The organism is Brevundimonas vesicularis (genome assembly GCF_900445985.1).
In the GTDB taxonomy this organism is placed as follows: domain Bacteria; phylum Pseudomonadota; class Alphaproteobacteria; order Caulobacterales; family Caulobacteraceae; genus Brevundimonas; species Brevundimonas vesicularis_D.
In genome coordinates, this window is the sequence record NZ_UAQP01000014.1 from 1,087,100 (window position 1) to 1,102,685 (window position 15,586).

General features: G+C 68.2%; 16 protein-coding genes. 8 read left to right on the plus strand and 8 right to left on the minus strand.

The window, feature by feature from the left end:
- Window positions 1–91 precede the first annotated feature (91 nt).
- Together DT343_RS14390 and argF are read left to right on the plus strand one after the other, a co-directional pair.
- Window positions 92–1,285, plus strand: coding sequence for an aspartate aminotransferase family protein (locus DT343_RS14390; protein WP_258522588.1), 1,194 nt, complete (start codon window positions 92–94; stop codon window positions 1,283–1,285).
- Window positions 1,286–1,425: 140 nt separating this feature from the next.
- Window positions 1,426–2,340 carry an ornithine carbamoyltransferase gene (argF, locus tag DT343_RS14395; RefSeq protein WP_112863402.1) on the plus strand — a complete coding sequence of 305 codons (915 nt, stop codon included), beginning with the start codon at window positions 1,426–1,428 and terminating at the stop codon, window positions 2,338–2,340.
- A 58-nt stretch (window positions 2,341–2,398) separates the two neighbouring features.
- Here argF and DT343_RS14400 read toward each other — a convergent pair whose 3' ends face one another.
- Window positions 2,399–2,896, minus strand: coding sequence for a pyridoxamine 5'-phosphate oxidase family protein (locus DT343_RS14400; protein WP_112863403.1), 498 nt, complete (start codon window positions 2,894–2,896; stop codon window positions 2,399–2,401).
- A 61-nt stretch (window positions 2,897–2,957) separates the two neighbouring features.
- The gene (locus DT343_RS14405; protein WP_045810644.1) at window positions 2,958–3,176 is read right to left on the minus strand and encodes a hypothetical protein; all 219 of its coding nucleotides are present in this window, start codon (window positions 3,174–3,176) and stop codon (window positions 2,958–2,960) included.
- 215 nt (window positions 3,177–3,391) lie between these two features.
- On the opposite strand from DT343_RS14405, the gene DT343_RS14410 reads away from it, so the two are divergent.
- The 3 genes from DT343_RS14410 to DT343_RS14420 all read left to right on the plus strand — a co-directional run bounded on the left by DT343_RS14410 (window position 3,392) and on the right by DT343_RS14420 (window position 8,092).
- Window positions 3,392–6,262 (plus strand): SEL1-like repeat protein, encoded by a 2,871-nt coding sequence (locus DT343_RS14410; RefSeq protein WP_258522589.1) that lies wholly within the window; start codon window positions 3,392–3,394, stop codon window positions 6,260–6,262.
- Between the two features lie 97 nt (window positions 6,263–6,359).
- On the plus strand, window positions 6,360–7,283 hold the full coding sequence (locus tag DT343_RS14415; RefSeq protein ID WP_017506607.1) for a sulfite exporter TauE/SafE family protein: 924 nt from the start codon (window positions 6,360–6,362) through the stop codon (window positions 7,281–7,283).
- The gene (locus DT343_RS14420; RefSeq protein ID WP_112863405.1) at window positions 7,283–8,092 is read left to right on the plus strand and encodes a TIGR02186 family protein; all 810 of its coding nucleotides are present in this window, start codon (window positions 7,283–7,285) and stop codon (window positions 8,090–8,092) included. Before DT343_RS14415 ends, DT343_RS14420 begins: the two co-directional genes overlap by 1 nt.
- Here DT343_RS14420 and gluQRS read toward each other — a convergent pair.
- Genes gluQRS through DT343_RS14435 form a run of 3 tightly spaced genes read right to left on the minus strand, consistent with a single transcriptional unit; the run spans window position 8,076 to window position 9,475 of the window.
- Entirely contained in the window at window positions 8,076–8,936 is an 861-nt protein-coding gene (gluQRS, locus tag DT343_RS14425; RefSeq protein WP_112863406.1) for a tRNA glutamyl-Q(34) synthetase GluQRS, read from the minus strand. The genes DT343_RS14420 and gluQRS overlap by 17 nt on opposite strands.
- 3 nt (window positions 8,937–8,939) lie before the next feature.
- Window positions 8,940–9,230 carry a type II toxin-antitoxin system RelE/ParE family toxin gene (locus DT343_RS14430; protein WP_112863407.1) on the minus strand — a complete coding sequence of 97 codons (291 nt, stop codon included), beginning with the start codon at window positions 9,228–9,230 and terminating at the stop codon, window positions 8,940–8,942.
- Entirely contained in the window at window positions 9,227–9,475 is a 249-nt protein-coding gene (locus DT343_RS14435; protein WP_017506399.1) for a type II toxin-antitoxin system ParD family antitoxin, read from the minus strand. Before DT343_RS14435 ends, DT343_RS14430 begins: the two co-directional genes overlap by 4 nt.
- Before the next feature lie 112 nt (window positions 9,476–9,587).
- Here DT343_RS14435 and DT343_RS14440 point away from each other — a divergent pair, with 112 nt between their 5' ends.
- The 3 genes from DT343_RS14440 (at window position 9,588) to DT343_RS14450 (ending at window position 11,596) form a co-directional block, all read left to right on the plus strand.
- On the plus strand, window positions 9,588–10,238 hold the full coding sequence (locus DT343_RS14440; protein WP_112863408.1) for a DNA-3-methyladenine glycosylase family protein: 651 nt from the start codon (window positions 9,588–9,590) through the stop codon (window positions 10,236–10,238).
- Window positions 10,235–10,894: a trimeric intracellular cation channel family protein gene (locus tag DT343_RS14445; protein ID WP_112863409.1), complete on the plus strand. Its 660-nt coding sequence runs from the start codon at window positions 10,235–10,237 to the stop codon at window positions 10,892–10,894. Before DT343_RS14440 ends, DT343_RS14445 begins: the two co-directional genes overlap by 4 nt.
- A gap of 141 nt (window positions 10,895–11,035) precedes the next feature.
- A complete protein-coding gene (locus DT343_RS14450) occupies window positions 11,036–11,596 on the plus strand; it encodes an HNH endonuclease (RefSeq protein ID WP_026108602.1) in 561 nt (186 codons plus the stop codon).
- On the opposite strand, the gene DT343_RS14455 is transcribed toward DT343_RS14450, so the two are convergent.
- The 3 genes from DT343_RS14455 to DT343_RS14465 all read right to left on the minus strand — a co-directional run bounded on the left by DT343_RS14455 (window position 11,593) and on the right by DT343_RS14465 (window position 15,443).
- A complete protein-coding gene (locus tag DT343_RS14455) occupies window positions 11,593–12,054 on the minus strand; it encodes a hypothetical protein (protein WP_112863410.1) in 462 nt (153 codons plus the stop codon). The genes DT343_RS14450 and DT343_RS14455 overlap by 4 nt on opposite strands.
- Window positions 12,055–12,147: 93 nt before the next feature.
- Window positions 12,148–12,900, minus strand: coding sequence for a ligase-associated DNA damage response endonuclease PdeM (gene pdeM / locus DT343_RS14460; protein ID WP_112863411.1), 753 nt, complete (start codon window positions 12,898–12,900; stop codon window positions 12,148–12,150).
- A complete protein-coding gene (locus DT343_RS14465) occupies window positions 12,897–15,443 on the minus strand; it encodes a ligase-associated DNA damage response DEXH box helicase (protein ID WP_439897236.1) in 2,547 nt (848 codons plus the stop codon). The genes pdeM and DT343_RS14465 overlap by 4 nt, the downstream gene beginning before the upstream one ends.
- Window positions 15,444–15,586 lie beyond the last annotated feature (143 nt).

Genomic DNA, 15,586 nt, shown 5'->3' on the forward strand with positions numbered 1-15,586 from the left:
GACCCGCGCGCGTCCGACAACGCCTGACCGTATTGATCCGGCTCCGTCGCGCTCGCGCCGGGGCCGTCTCGCTTTTGGAGGTCTTGGTCCCGTGTCCACTGAACATCTGATGGGTGTCTACAATCGCGCGCCGCTGGAAGTGGAACGCGGCCGAGGCGCGCGTCTGTGGGCGACCGACGGGACCGAATATCTCGACTGCGTCGCCGGCATCTCGACCAACGGCCTCGGCCACGCCCACCCCGAACTGGTCCAGGCGGTCAAGGATCAGGCCGAGAAGCTGTGGCACGTCTCCAACATCTTCCGCATTCCGGGTCAGGAAGCGCTGGCTGACGCCCTGTGCGAATCCAGCTTCGCCGACGTGGTGTTCTTCACCAACTCGGGCACCGAAGCCGTCGAATGCGCGCTGAAGACGGCGCGCAAATTCCACTCGGCCAATGGCGCGCCTGAGCGGATCGACATCTACGGCTTCGACGGCTCGTTCCACGGTCGGACCTATGGCGCGATCAACGCCGCCGCCAACCCCAGCTATACCGAGGGCTTCGGCCCGCCGATGCAGGGCTTCCACCAGCTGAAGTGGGGCGATCACGAGGCGATCAAGGCCGCCATCGCCAAGCCCACGACCGCCGCCATCATCGTCGAGCCCGTGCAGGGCGAGGGCGGCTGCCGCGCCATGCCCGAACAGTGCCTGCGGGGGCTGCGCGAACTGTGCGACGAACACGGCGTCCTGATCATCTTCGACGAGGTCCAGTGCGGCATGGGCCGGACCGGCAAGCTGTGGGCCCACGAATGGGCGGGCATGGCGCCGGACATCATGGCGGTGGCCAAGGCCTTGGGCGGCGGCTTTCCCATCGGCGCCTGCCTGGCCTCGGCCAAGGCGGCCAAGGGGATGACGGTCGGCGTTCACGGCTCGACCTTCGGCGGCAACCCCCTGGCCATGGCCGTGGGTCAAAAGGCGCTGAGCCTGATCAACAGCCCCGAGACGCTGAACAACGTCAACGAGGTCGCCGGCTATCTGAAGCAGCAGTTCGCCGGCCTTCAGGAACGCTTCCCCGATGTGATCGCCGACGTGCGCGGCAAGGGTCTGCTGATCGGCATCAAGATGGTGCCGAACAACCGCGAGTTCATGGCCCTGGCGCGCGACACGCAGCAGCTGCTGATCGCCGGCGGCGGCGACAACTGCGTGCGCCTGTTGCCGCCGTTGAACCTGACGCTGGACGAGGCCCGCGAAGCCGTGGCTCGTTTCGAAGCGGCCTGCGAGGTCGCCCGCGAAAAGCTGGCGGCCTGAGCCCGACATCTGCTCATTTCCGCGAAAGCGGGGACCCAGTTCTTTCGAGAACGCGGGATCGACGGATGAAACACCCGACGGGCGGCTGTCGCCCACAGCACTAGGTCCCCGCGTTCGCGGGGATGAGCGGAGCTAGACATATGGTCCGGCACTTCCTCGACATGCACCGGCTGGACGCGGCGGATCTACGCGCCATCCTGGACGACGCCCATGCCCGCAAGGCCGCCCGCAAGGGCTGGCCCCAGGGGCGCGCCGACGCCGATGCGCCGGGCAAGGACCGCGTTCTGGCGATGATCTTCGAGAAGAACTCGACCCGCACGCGGTTCAGCTTCGACGCGGCGATCCGCCAGTTGGGCGGCTCGTCCATCATCGCCACGGCCTCGGACATGCAGCTGGGGCGCGGCGAGCCGGTGGAGGACACCGCCCGGGTTCTGTCGCGCATGGTCGATGCGGTGATGATCCGCGCCAACGATCACGAAGATGTCGAGCGCTTCGCCCGCGTCTCGACCGTGCCGGTGGTCAACGGCCTGACCGACCGGTCGCACCCGTGCCAGATCCTGGCCGATCTGCAGACGATCGAGGAGCATCGCGGGCCGATCGCCGGCAAGACGATCGCCTGGATCGGCGACGGCAACAACGTCTGCCACAGCTTCATGCACGCGGCGCCCAAGTTCGGCTTCCATCTGAACGTCGCCTGCCCGGCGGAATATCACCCGGACCTGCGCGATCTGGCCAAGGGCGGCGACGCCGTTACGCTGACCAGCGATCCGCGCGAGGCGGTCAAGGGCGCCGACGTCGTCGTCACCGACACCTGGGTCTCCATGGGGGATCAGGACTATGAGGCGCGCCTGGCGGCGTTCGAGCACTACGGCGTCGACGAAGCCCTGATGGATCTCGCCGATCCCGAAGCGGTCTTCCTGCACTGCCTTCCCGCCCACCGGGGCGAGGAAGTCACCGACGCCGTCATCGACGGTGCGCGCTCTCTGGTCTGGGACGAAGCCGAAAACCGCATCCACGCCCAAAAGGCTGTTCTGGCCTGGTGCTTCGCCGGCTGAACGAAAAAAGGGCGGACCCGATCGCGTCCGCCCTTTCTGGTTTCTGAAGCGTCGAAGCCTACAGCTTCACGTCCGACACGCCGCCGACATCCGGGACGCTCTTGGTCAGGTTGGCCTTGAGAACTTCATAGCCAAAGCCCAGAGCGCCCTTGTCGGAGACCCAGACGCGGCCGTCGTCGGCGTCGAAGCGGATCAGGGTCAGATGGGCGTCGTCCTTGCCGTCCGGGTACCAGGCGGCGACGATGGGGTTCCAGTATTTGTCGATGCGGCTGCGGTCCTGATCGATGGCCAGGCGGCCGTGGATGCAGGCCTGAACCTTGCCGTCCTTGGCCTGGTAGCAGAACATGCCGTTCTGGCCGCCGCCGGCGACGTCACGGGCGAAATCGGTGTCGTCGCGGGTGAAGAACCAGATGGTCCCCGTCTCGTCCTCGCCGAAACCGGTCATGGGTTGGTGGTGATAGCCGGGGCGATCGATGCCCAGCATGCCGGTGTTGGACTCCTTCAGGCTCTTCCAGAATTCCTTCTCGGCCTCGGCGGGGGTCAGTTTGTCAGACACGCGGTCTCTCCTTGAGTGGTTCGCAAGGTTCAACCGACCGGCCGTAATCGGGTTCCCGTCTCTAGGCGCCGGGTATCCAGGGCGCACGCTCGGCGCCGAATAGCGTCGCCAGGTGGATCAGCAGCAGCATGGCGATCGCCGCCGCGCCGACCATCAGGAACCGCCACGGCATCAGGCGCGGTCCCTTGAACGGATCGGGCGGCCGGGCGCCGCGCCATCCGCAAAAGACCATGACGGCGAGGGCGACGCCCAGCAGGACGAGTGTGGTGGTCAGGCTCATGCGCCGCAGGTGGCGAAACCCGCGCCGCTTGGCAAGCGAACCCTTGCCGTGAGGTTAATCTTCATGCCGCGTTAACCGAGATGATTCACAAATCCGGCGATCTGAGGCGATGTCCACAGGCTGGAATATCGCGGCTAGATATTGCGGTTAACCATCAGTTTACACCCTCGATATTGACGGTATAGCCTTCGTCGCATGGGCCGGGAGACGAATCAGTGAGCGCTGCAGCGCCTTGGAGCGTTAAGGGAATCGATCCCAAAGCACGCGAGGTCGCCAAGGATCTGGCGCGCCGGTCCGGCATGACGCTGGGCGAATGGCTCAACTCCATGATCATGGAAGACGAGGAGGAGGGCTACGCCACCCTGCCGCGTCGCTCCCAAGCCGCCGAATACGAACGCCGCAACCGCAGCCGCCGTCTGGACGACGCCTATGAGGTCGAAGACAGCCAGCAGCGGATCAGCGCCTCCATCGATGTGATCGCTGCGCGGCTGGAAGCCGCCGAACGCCGCTCGACCGTCGCCATTCAGGGCGTGGACCAGGCCGTTGCGGGCCTGATGCGCCGGCTGGACGGCCAGGAGGCCGAGGCCCAGGGCGCCGCCCGCCGCATCGACGACATCGCCGAGGAACTGCGCGAAGGGCATCGCCGCCTGCGCGCCTTCGAACGCGACACCGGCCCGTCGACCCAGGAAGCCTTCGGCAAGATCGAGACCTCGCTGGGCGCGCTGACCGGACGCCTGTACGACATCGAGGAACGCCAGCGTCTGGGCGTCAGCGATCTGCGCGAGCGGATGGAGGCGGTCGAGAAGGCCGCCGGCCCCGGCGTCGGCACGGACATGCTGGCCCAGGTCAGCGCGCGTCTGGACGAGGCCCAGAACCGCACGACCGAAGCCCTGAAGACGCTGGAACGCTCGTTCGCCGCGCTGGACCAGCGGATGCGCACGGCCGAAAGCCGCGTCGAGCCGGAAGGCGCGCGCGACCTGGCCCGTTTCGAGAAACTGGCTGAAAGCCTGTCGCGTCAGATCGACAACAATCGCGCCGAGATGATGCAGCGCTTGGACGCCGCCGAAACGGGCGCGCGCATCGACCGCATCGAACGCGCCGTCCAGGCCGTCGGCGATCAGCTGAAGGCGTCCGAAGAGAAGGGCGCTATCGGCCTTGAGGCCATGGGGCGCGAGGTCCTGCGCATCGCCCGCAACCTGAATGCGCGGGTCAAGAAGGTCGAGACGGACAACGACGGTCGCACCGACGCCGTCGCCCGCGCCGCCGCCGACGTCGTCAGCCAGACCATCGAGACCGAGGTCGCCCGCCGCGCCGCGCGCCTGGATCAGGAGTTCGCCCGCCACGTCGACCGCGTCGACCAACGCCTGACCGCCAGCGACGATCGCCATGCCATCGCGTTGGAGAAGTTGGGCGGCGAGATCACCCGCATCTCGGACCAGCTGAGCGATCGCATCGCCCAGTCCGAGCGCCGCTCGCAGCAGGCGCTGGAAGACATCGGCCGCCGCCTGTCGGAAAGCTCGGACAAGATCGAGCAGCGCTACGATCGCGCCTCCGGCGAACTGGCCGAGCGGATGCGTCTGAGCGAGGAACGCACCGCCCGTCTGCTGGCCGAGGCGCGCGAAAGCATCGACGCCCGCGCGCCCACGCCCGTGCGCGACAAGCCGCTGGACAATGAGTCCGCGTGGACCCCGGCGCGCCAGATTTTGGAACGCGCCGCCTCAGCGACGATACAGGCGCCGATCCAGTCTGCATCCATCGAAGGCGACTGGCGCGCCGCCGCCTTCCCCGATGAGACCTTCACCGACCAGGACGCCTGGTCCAGCGATCCGGTGACGCCCGAAGTCGCGACCGCTGCGCCCTTCCCGTCGGCCCCCGCCGTCCAGACCGAGGCCGAGCCCGTCAATGCCCTGGCCGACGACTTGCCGATGCGTCAGGTCGATCCCGATGGCGTCGAACCCATCATCCAGCCCTTCAGCGGTTTCGGCGGCGCCGACGTCGAGGATGCGCTGGAGGCGACGTCGCCGGGCTTCTCGACCGCACCGGCCGAAAAGCGTGACGCCGCCGTCCTGGACGCGGACGACGACGATTTCGGCGGCGAGACCGAGTTCGTGGATCCGCGCCGGCTGCGTTCCAGCATGGAAGCCGCCGCCGCCGCCGGCCGCGCCGCCTCGACCCGCAGCACCATCGACGCCGCCCGTGCCGCGATCACCGCGCCGGCCGAGCCGGAACCCGCGCCCCGGTCGGGCTTCGGCCTGAAGCGCGGCGGCAAGTCCAAGCTGCAGGAACGGCTGGACCGGCAGGCGTCCAAGGACGGATCGACGGTCAAAAAGACCTTTCTGGCTTCGGTCACGGCGGTCGCCCTGACCGGGGGCGTCTATGGCTATCTGTCTCTGACCGACGGCGGTGCGCCGGACTTCGAGATGCCCAGCTTCGGCGGCGGTTCGACGACCAACGGCGCCGTGCCTCTGGCGGCGTCGGCGGTGACGCCGACCGGCCCGAAAGCGACCTTCGACATCGGCGGCCCCGGCGCGGCGGATTATGAGGCGGCGATCGGCAAGCTGGAGGCTGGCGACAACTCAGGCCTGGACGGCATGAAGCGCGCCGCCAACCTGGGTTACGCCCCCGCCCAGACCTATCTGGGTCAGCTGTATCTGGACGGCGCCAATGGCGTGCCCGCGGACCCGGCTCAAAGCCGTCAGTGGGGCCGTCGCGCGGCCGAGGGCGGCGATCCGCGCGGGATGCATCTGTATGGGATGCAGCTCTATGAAGGCGACGGCGGCGCGACCAATCAGGCTGAGGCCCTGACCTGGCTGCTGAACGCGGCCGAGCGCGGCCTGCCGGACAGCCAGTACAATGTCGCGCGCATCTATGAGACCGGCGCCGACGGCGTGGCCAAGAATCCGACCGAAGCGCTGAAATGGTACATGATCGCCGCGCGCGGCGGGGATGCGGAGGCCCAGGCCGCCGTGACGCGCCTGCGTCCGACGGCCAGCGCCACGGCCCAGCGCGCTGCCCGCACCGCCGCCGACGCCTTCGTGGCTCAGTCGCAGGGTCAGTCGCAGGCCCAAGCCCAGGCGACAGGCTAGATTCCTAGGCGCCGGGCGGCTATCGGTCGCCCGGTCGTCCCCGACCTCGCCCGCCTGACGGCGATTCTTGTGTCCGCTCCAGCCGAAGGCGCGTCCTTTGGACATCTATCTGCCGATCGCCGAGGTTTCGGTGAACTGGCCGACCCTGGTGATCCTGGGGGCGGTGGTCGGATTCGTGTCCGGCCTGTTCGGCATCGGCGGCGGCTTCTTGATGGCGCCGATCCTGGTCTTCCTGGGCATTCCTCCGACCGTCGCCGTCGCCAGCCAGGCCAGCCACGTCGTGGCCTCCTCGACGTCGGGCGTTATCCGCTATGCCGGCGCGGGTTCGGTCGATTTCAAGATGGGGTCGGTGATGGCGGCCGGGGGCGCGGCCGGCGCCCTGGCGGGGGTCGAGCTGTTTCGCTACCTGCGCCTGCTGGGCCAGGCCGATCTGGTCGTGGCCCTGTCCTATCTCGTCTTCCTGGGCGCGATCGGCATTCTGATGCTGAACGAGAGCCTGACCGAGATCCTGCGCCGCCGCCGGGGCCTGCCCGCGCCGCACAAGCAGCGTCGGCGGCCGATGTGGCTGTATGGTCTGCCGCTGAAGATGAAGTTCCCGAAGTCGGGTCTGTATATCAGCGCCTTGCCGCCGTTCGGCCTGGGCGTCTTCGCAGGCGTCCTCTCGGCCATCATGGGGGTGGGCGGCGGCTTCATCCTGGTGCCGGCCATGCTCTATATCCTGCGCATGCGGGCGGGCGCGGTGGTGGGCACCAGCCTGTTCCAGATCATCATCACCACCGCCATCACCACCATCCTGCAAGCCGGACGAAACCAGACGGTCGACATCGTCCTGTCCACCATCCTGCTGCTCGGCGGCGTCGTCGGCGCCCAGATCGGCGCGCGCTTTGCCGGGCGGTTCCGCGCCGAGGAACTGCGGGCGGCGCTGGGCCTGATCGTTCTGCTGGTCGGGATCCAGATGGGGCTGGATTTGTTTGTGCGGCCCAACGACATCTTCATGATCGCGCCGGGGATCGCCGACTGATGCAGGCGCTTCCTCCCCCTCCGCCCGCTATTGCGGCCCCGCCGCTCGATCGGTCCGAAGCGACGACGGGCGACCTGCGCGTCGCCGCCGCCCTGACCGACGCCCAGGTCCGCGTCGACAGCAGTTTCCGGGGCGCGTCCATCGTCCTGTACGGCGCGGTGTTCAATCCGACGCCCGAACCTGCGGACGTCGTGGTGGTGGTGCGGGGGCCGGACGCGCCGATCCGCCTGGTCAAGAAGACGCGCACGTCCGGCGTCTGGCTGAACAGCCGGCCGGTGTTGTTCGAAGGGGCGCCCGGCTTCTACATGACCGCCTCGACGCGCCCGCTCAGCGACATCGCGGACTTCGGCCAGCTGCGCCGCCTGGGCGTCGGCGTCGATCACCTGCGCATCGACGCGCCCGAGGAAAGCCGCACCGTCACGCGTTACGGCGTACGCGATGTGGTGGTCAGCCGTCTCGGCGACGACTATCTGGACTGGCGTCGCGCGGTGATCCGCCTGAAGGAGGCCGCCGCCCTCTACGACACCGATTCCGAAGGGGTGGAGTTCGTGGACAGGGGCCTGTTCCGCGCCGAGGTCAAACTGCCGACCGTGGCGCCCACCGGCAAATACTACGCCGAGGTCTGGCTGTTTCAGGACGGCGAGCCGCAGTCGGTGTCGAACCTGACCCTGACGGTCGAGAAGGTCGGGCTGGAGCGCGACATCTATGAGTTCGCCCACCGTCGGCCGTGGCTGTACGGCGTGCTGTGCGTCGTGCTGGCCGCCCTGACTGGCTATGGCGCCTCGCGCATCTTCAGCCGGCGGAGCTGAAGCCCAGCTCGGCGCGCAAGCCCTCGGCCGTCAATCCGCCGGCCCTCAGCTCAGCCAGGGTGATAGAGCGATCGCGCTTGGCGTAGCGCCGCCCGTCCGGCCCTGTTAGCAAGGTGTGATGACGATAGGTCGGCGCCGGCCAGCCCATCAAAGTCTGGATCAGCCGCTGCACGTGCGTGGCTTCGAACAGGTCCTGGCCCCGGATCACATGGGTGATCCCCTGCAGGGCATCGTCATGGGTCACGGCCAGATGATAGGCGACGCCCGTATCCTTGCGCGCCAAGACGACATCGCCCGCCGCCTCGGGATCGACGGCGACGACGCCGCTTTCGCCGTTCGGACCCTCGCCCTCCTCGACGAAACTCAGGCCGTTCCAGGCCGCCTCGCCCAAGGCCCCCCGCGCCCGATCCAGCGAGAGCCGCCAGGCGAACGGAGCACCCGAGGCCAGCAGATGGGCCTCCTCGTCCGCTGAATGCGGACCGGGCCTCGCCGCTTCCATCGCCCCGTGCGGCGCGTCGCCGATGGCGTTCAGGATATCCTTGCGCGTGCGGAAACACCGATAGAGCAGGCCGCGCGCCCGCAGAGTTTCGATCGCGGCGGCGTAGTCGCCCAGATGGTCGGACTGGCGCCGGACCGGCGTCTCCCAGTCCAGACCCAGCCAGGCCAGGTCCTCCAGAATGCCCGCCTCGTATTCCGGCCGGCATCGCGTCGGATCGATATCCTCTATGCGCAGCACGAACCGCCCGCCTGCCGCCTTCGCCGCCGTCCAGGCGGTCAGGGCCGAGAAAGCGTGGCCCTTGTGCAGGCGGCCGGTAGGCGAGGGGGCGAAGCGGGTGTTGAACACAGCTCAGTCTTCGTCCGGGGACAGCAGATGGGTCCAGTCGCGCGCGGCATGAAGGATCCGCACGACTTCCACGTCGCCAGTCACGCGATAGAAGATCAGATAGCTGCCTTCGGCGCGTTTGCGCAGATCGGCGACTCCGGCCTCTGGATAGCGTCGGGGATTTTGGCCAAGGGTCTCGCAGCGTTCGAAAAGCGTCCTGACCAGTTTACGGGCTGCATTTGGGCTGTCCGACACCACATGGCTCTCGATGGCGACGAGATCGCGCAAGGCGGCGTGGGTGAGCCGAACTCTCATTCGCCTTCGGCAGCCCATCGCGCTTCGAACTCGGCGCGGACATCTTCAAGCGGCTTCGTCCGTCCGCCATCAGCGTCGGCGACGCCCTCTTCCAGCTTGCCGAGCAGGGCCGCCAGCCGAGCCTCGTGCTCCTGCACCAGTCTGACGCCGGTGCGCAGGACCTCGCTCTTGGAGCCGTAGCGACCGTCGCGGACCAGACGGTCCACTACCTGTTCCAAAGCTCCAAGCTCGACGGTCATGGTCATGACAAGATCCTCAATGAACCGACCAATAATAGTTATTATCCTCAGCTGTCGCCAGCCGAAATCCGCCAAAGCCTCCATTCCCTTAAAGGCCGCCTCGCGCCATAGGTAGCCGATGCCGTTCGCACCCACGCCCGATGACATCGCCGCCGCGCGCCAGGCGCTGGTCGCCGCCGATCCGGCGCTCGCTCGGGTGGACGCCCAGACGCCGCCGATGGAGTGGCGGTTGAGAGTGGGCGGGTTCGAGGGGCTGTTCCGCATGATCGTGGAGCAGCAGGTGTCGGTGGCCTCGGCCGCTTCGGTATGGGCGCGACTGCGCGAAGGCATGGGCGGCATCACGCCCGAGCTGTTGCTGGCGCACGATCTGGAGCAGCTGCGCGGCATGGGGCTGTCGCGACAGAAGGCGACCTATGGTCAGGGCATTGCGCGGGCGCAGATCGCGGGCGAGATCGATCTGGAGCATCTGGCCAACCTCGATGACGAGGCGGCGATCGCGTCCCTGACGGCGCTGAAGGGCGTGGGCCTGTGGACGGCCGAGGCCTATCTGATGATGTGCGAGGGGCGGTTGGATGTCTTCCCCGGCGGCGACGTGGCCTTGCAGGAGGCGATCCGTTGGGCGGACGGCGCAGAAGTGCGGCCCGATCAGAAGGGCGCCTATGCCCGCGCCGAGATTTGGCGGCCCTATCGGGCGGTCGCCACCCATCTGCTGTGGGCCTGGTACACGGGCGTGAAGCGCGGCGAGATCGCGCTGGATGCGCCGGCATGACCCCGCTCGATCCCGCTCTGACCGAACCGCTGCGCAATCCGCAGACGGTGTTGACCGCGCTGGATTTCGCCGGCGTGGCGGTTTTCGCCGCCACCGGCGCCCTGGCCGCCGCGCGCGAGAAGCACGACGTGGTCACCTTCGCCTTCTTCGGCGCCATCACCGGCGTGGGCGGCGGGACGCTGCGTGACCTGCTGCTCGGCCTGCCGGTCTTCTGGGTGCAGGACTGGCGCTATCTGGCGGTCTGCCTGTTCGCCTCGACCGCCTTGTGGCTGGTGGGGCAGCGCGACTGGCGGTTTCGCGCCCTGCTGTGGCTGGATGCCGTAGGTCTTGCGGCCTATGGCGTGATGGGGGCGGCCAAGGCTGAGGCGGCCGGGGCGCCGGCCCTGATCTGCATCGTCATGGGCACGCTGACGGCCTGTTTCGGCGGGGTGGTGCGCGACACCCTGGCGGGTCAGCCGTCGATCCTGCTGCGGCGAGAGATCAACGTCACGGCCGCGATCCTGGCGGCGACGGTCTATATGGTGCTGAGGACGCCGGGCGTCGGCGTCTGGCCCGCCGCCATCGTCGCGGCGCTGTCGGGCTTCCTGCTGCGGGCGGCCGCCTTGCGCTGGGGCTGGACCCTGCCGGGGTTCCCGACCCACGCGCGCCGGGTCTGAGGCAGGACGTCACGAAAACGCTGCACACTGGTCATGGCGATGAGGGGGAATCAGGGGTAGGCTGATCTCACAAGACTAGGGAAGGAGACGTGTCCTCACCTCTGTCGCCTCAAAATCCCCCCGTCGGCGCGGGAGGGCCTGATGCAGGTTCTTCATCGACCGCCTTCTGGCTTTCCCGCCTTGGTGTTGAACGCCGACTTCCGGCCGCTGTCCTACTATCCGCTGTCGCTGTGGCCGTGGGAGGAGGCGGTCAAGGCGGTCTATCAGGACCGCGTGGACGTGGTGTCCCTGTATGACAAGGTCGTCCGCTCGCCGTCGATGGAGATGCAGCTTCCCAGCGTGATCGCGCTGCGCAGCTATGTGGATCAGGACCGCAGCCCCGCCTTCACCCGCTTCAACGTCTTCCTGCGCGACGGCTTCGCCTGTCAGTACTGCGGTCAGTCGGCCGAACTGACCTTCGACCACGTCATCCCGCGCTCACAGGGCGGACGCACGACCTGGGACAATATCGTCGCGGCCTGCAGCCCCTGCAATCTGGCGAAGGGCGGACGAACGCCGCGCCAGGCCATGATGCCGATCCGCCGCGAACCCTATCGCCCGAACGCCTGGCAGCTACAGGACGCCGGCCGACGCTTCCCGCCGCACTATCTGCACCAGAGCTGGCTGGACTATCTTTATTGGGACATCGAGCTGGAGCCCTAGGGCCGCAGGACGGCGACGCCCGGGCGGCTGGTTTCGACGCGGCGACGGCGCAGGCGGCGATCCAGACGGTCGATCTCGGTCAGGGTCATATCCGGGTAGCGGCGGAAGGCTTGGCGCAACTGTTCGATCCGGCCGGGCGCCCAGGCGGCGGCGACGCCGGCCGCGCCCGCTAGAAAATCGATGACGGAGACGCTGCGGCCGGTCAGGGCCTGAAGCAGTTCCGCTCCAAAGGCGGCGGCGATGACATAGAGGGCCAGGTCGTCGCGGCGCTGGTTCGGCGCGATCAGGAACAGGCCGCTGGCCACGCCATAGAAGGCGATGACGTGGGCGGCCTTGTCGTTCAGGCCGAAGACCTGTTCCAGTCCCTGGAACGGTCCCAGCATCAGGACGGCCATGCCCAGCGCCGCCAGGGCGAAGCCGAGGCGGGCGGCCATGACGATGCGGCGGGGCGTGAGCATGAGGCGGGTGTCCGTGACCTTGATCCGCCGTCATCCTGCATCGCCGTCCGCCAAGATGCGGTGAAGCGACGTGCTGAACGCTTTACGAACAGACTATCGCAGGATCGCCCAATCCAGGGCGTGGACACGGTCGCGTCCCAGAGCGGCGGCCAGCGGCGGGGCGGCGAACAAGTCGGCGATGGCGGGATCGCGCACGTTCAGCCCGCCGGTGAAGGCACCGAAGGCCGGCAGGACGATGCGCGATCCGTCGGTGACGAAGCAAGGACGGCGCACGCCGCGCCCATAGGCGGCGACCTTGGCGGCGGGGTGAAGGTGGCCTGCGACCTCGCCATGCCGATCGTCGTCGGCGGTCAGAGCCTCCGGCTCGTGGGTCAGGCGCAACGCGCCCAAGGCCATATCGCCGACGATCCGGCCGGGCAAGCGGGACGCCGTGTCCGCATCGCGAGAGAGCGCCTCGCGGTCGTGATTGCCCTCCAGCCACAGCCAGTCGCGCCCCGCCGCCAGCCCGTCCAGCCGCGCCCGGTCGTCGGCCGCCATGCGGGGAATGGCCTTGGTGTCATGGAAGCTGTCGCCCAGCAGCACGACCATGGCCGGGTCCAGTTCGACAATCTCGGCTTCCAGCCTGTCCAGCGTGGCGCGGCTGTCATAGGGCGGCAGAAGCTGGCCGCGCACGGCGAAGGCTGACCCCTTTTCCAGATGCAGGTCCGCGACGATCAGGGCGCCGTGGGCCGGCACCCACATCGCTCCGGAACAGCGCAGCACACAGGCCTCGCCCGCGATCCGCACGCTCAGCGAACCGCATGTCTTGCGGGCCGGGGACAGGGTCTGGCGCAGGGCGGCGTTCATGCGGCACCCGACGGGCTTGGCGGCTCGGCGTCGTCCATGACCTCGGCGATCAGCAGGTCGGCGCTTTCGTCCAGGATCATTTCGGCGGCGTCCCCGCTGACCCGCTCGCGTCCGATCTGGACCAGCACGGGCACGCAGAAGGGCGAGGCGCGGTTCAGGGGTTGGTGGCGGATGCGCCCCTCGATGCGCGTCAGCATCTGGCCCAGGCGCGCCACGTCCAGCAGGCCCGAGGCGGCGTCGGCGCGGGCGGTCTTCAGCAGCAGATGGTCGGGTTGGTGGCGGCGCAGCACGTCGTAGATCAGGTCGGTAGAGAAGGTCACCTGCCGGCCGGTCTTTTCGGCGCCGGGCTGGCGGCGTTCGATCAAGCCCGAGATCAGGGCGCAATTGCGGAAGGATCGCTTCATCATGAAGCTTTCCTCCAGCCAGGCTTCCAGGTCGTCCCCCAGCATGTCCGGCTGGAACAGGGCGTCCAGATCGATCGCGTCCATCGGCTTGATCGACCATATCGCCAGCGAATAGTCGGTCACGACAAAGCCCAGCGGCCCGACGCCCATCCGGTCCAGCCGCCGGGTCAGCAGCATGCACAGGGTGGTGTGGGCCAGATTGCCCTCGAACGGATAGGCCACGAGGAAATGCCGGCTGCCGCGCGGAAAGGTTTCGACCAGCATGGATTCGGCGTCGGGAATGACCGAACGGGTCTCTTGCAACTCCAGCCATTCCTGCACGTCGGGCGGCAGGACGCGCCAGTGGTCGCGGTCGTGGATCATGGTCCGCACCCGGTCCGCCAGCGACGTGGACAGCGGGAACTTCGAGCCGCCCCATGACGGAATCTTGGGGTCGCTGTCATTGGCGTGGGTGACCAGAGCGTCGGTGCCGGTGATGCCCTGGAACGCCCAGGTCTGGCCGGCGAACTGGAAGGTGTCGCCGGGCGTCAGCTGTTCGAAATACCACTCCTCGGCCTCGCCCACCTTGCGGCCGCCGATCAGTTGGCGCGAGGCGCCGCCGCGACGACTGGCGACGCGAACGTTCAGCGTTCCCGCCGAGACGATGGCGCCGACGTTCATGCGGTGCCGCTGGGCGATGTGCTGGTTGCGGACCTTCCAGCGGCCATCCGGCGTGCGCACGATCCGGGCGAACCGGTCGTAGGTGCGCAGCGCATAGCCGCCGGTGGCGACGAAATCGACCACCTCCTCGAACTGCTCCCACGTCAGGACGCGATAGGGGCCGCAGCCGGTGATCTCGTCATACAGGACCTGCATATCGAACGGCTCGGAACAGGCGACGCCCATGACGTGCTGGGCCAATGTGTCGAGCGTGCCGATATGGACCGGCTCCCAGTCGAAGGCGTTGTCGGCGACGGCCTCGCGCGCCGCCTGGCACTCCAGCATCTCGAACCGGCTGGCGGGCACCAGAAGCGCGCGAGACGGTTCGTCCAGCCGGTGATTGGCGCGGCCGATGCGCTGGACCAGGCGGCTGGAGCCCTTCGGCGCCGCCATCTGGATGACCAGATCCACGTCGCCCCAGTCGATGCCCAGATCCAGCGTCGAGGTGCAGACCACGGCCCTGAGGTCCCCGCGCGCCATGGCCGCCTCGATCTTGCGCCGCTGCTCGGCCGCCAGCGAGCCGTGGTGCAGGCCGATGGGCAGATTCTCGTCGTTGATGGCCCAGAGCTGCTGGAACACGAACTCCGACTGCCAGCGGGTGTTGACGAAGATCAGCGCCAGGGTCGAACGCTGGATGGCGGCGTAGACCTCTGGAATTGCGTGCTGGCCCGTGTGGCCGGCCCAAGGGACCTTGCCCTCTGAAATCAGCACGTCGATGACCGCCGGCGCGCCGGGGTCGCCGCGGACCAAGGCCACCGCGTCAAGAGCCCCTCCACCGCCTTCGGCGGTCCCCCTCCCCATGGCATGGGGAGGAGACAGGTCGGCCGCCGTCTCCTCCCCGCTTTGCGGGGAGGGGGACCGCGAAGCGGGGGAGGGGCTCTTTGTCTCCGCATCGCCCGGCGCCAACCACCCCCGGATCAGATCGGGATCCTCGATGGTCGCGCTCAGACCCACCCGGCGCATGTCGGGGGCGAAACTCTGCAATCGCCCCAGACCCAGAGACAGCAGGTCCCCGCGCTTGCCGCTCCAGATCGCATGGACCTCGTCCAGCACGACGCATTTCAGATCGGCGAAATAGGACCGGGCGCCTTCCCAGGCGCAGAACAGAGCCAGCTGCTCGGGCGTGGTCAGCAGGATGTCGGGCGGAAAATCACGCTGTCGCTGGCGCTTGGATTGTTTGGTGTCGCCGGTGCGCGTCTCGACGTGGATGTTCAGCCCGATCTCGCGGATCGGGGTCATCAGATTGCGCTCGACGTCCGTCGTCAGGGCCTTCAGCGGCGACAAATAAAGCGTATGCACGCCCGACCCCGGCCCGGTCGTCGGCTTCGGTCCGCGCTCGGCCAAGTCGATCAGGCTGGGCAGAAACCCCGCCAGCGTCTTGCCCCCGCCGGTGGGCGCGACCAGCAAGGCGTGGCTGCCGGCCTCCCCCGCCGCGACCATCTCCAGCTGATGCCGCCGGGGCGCCCAGCCGCGCGACGCGAACCAGTCGGCGAACAGGGGCGGAAGCGTTGCGGGAGCGGCGGCGGTCGTCACGGACGGGATATAGCATGTTCCCGTTCCGTTTCAGCCCCAGGCTCGCTATC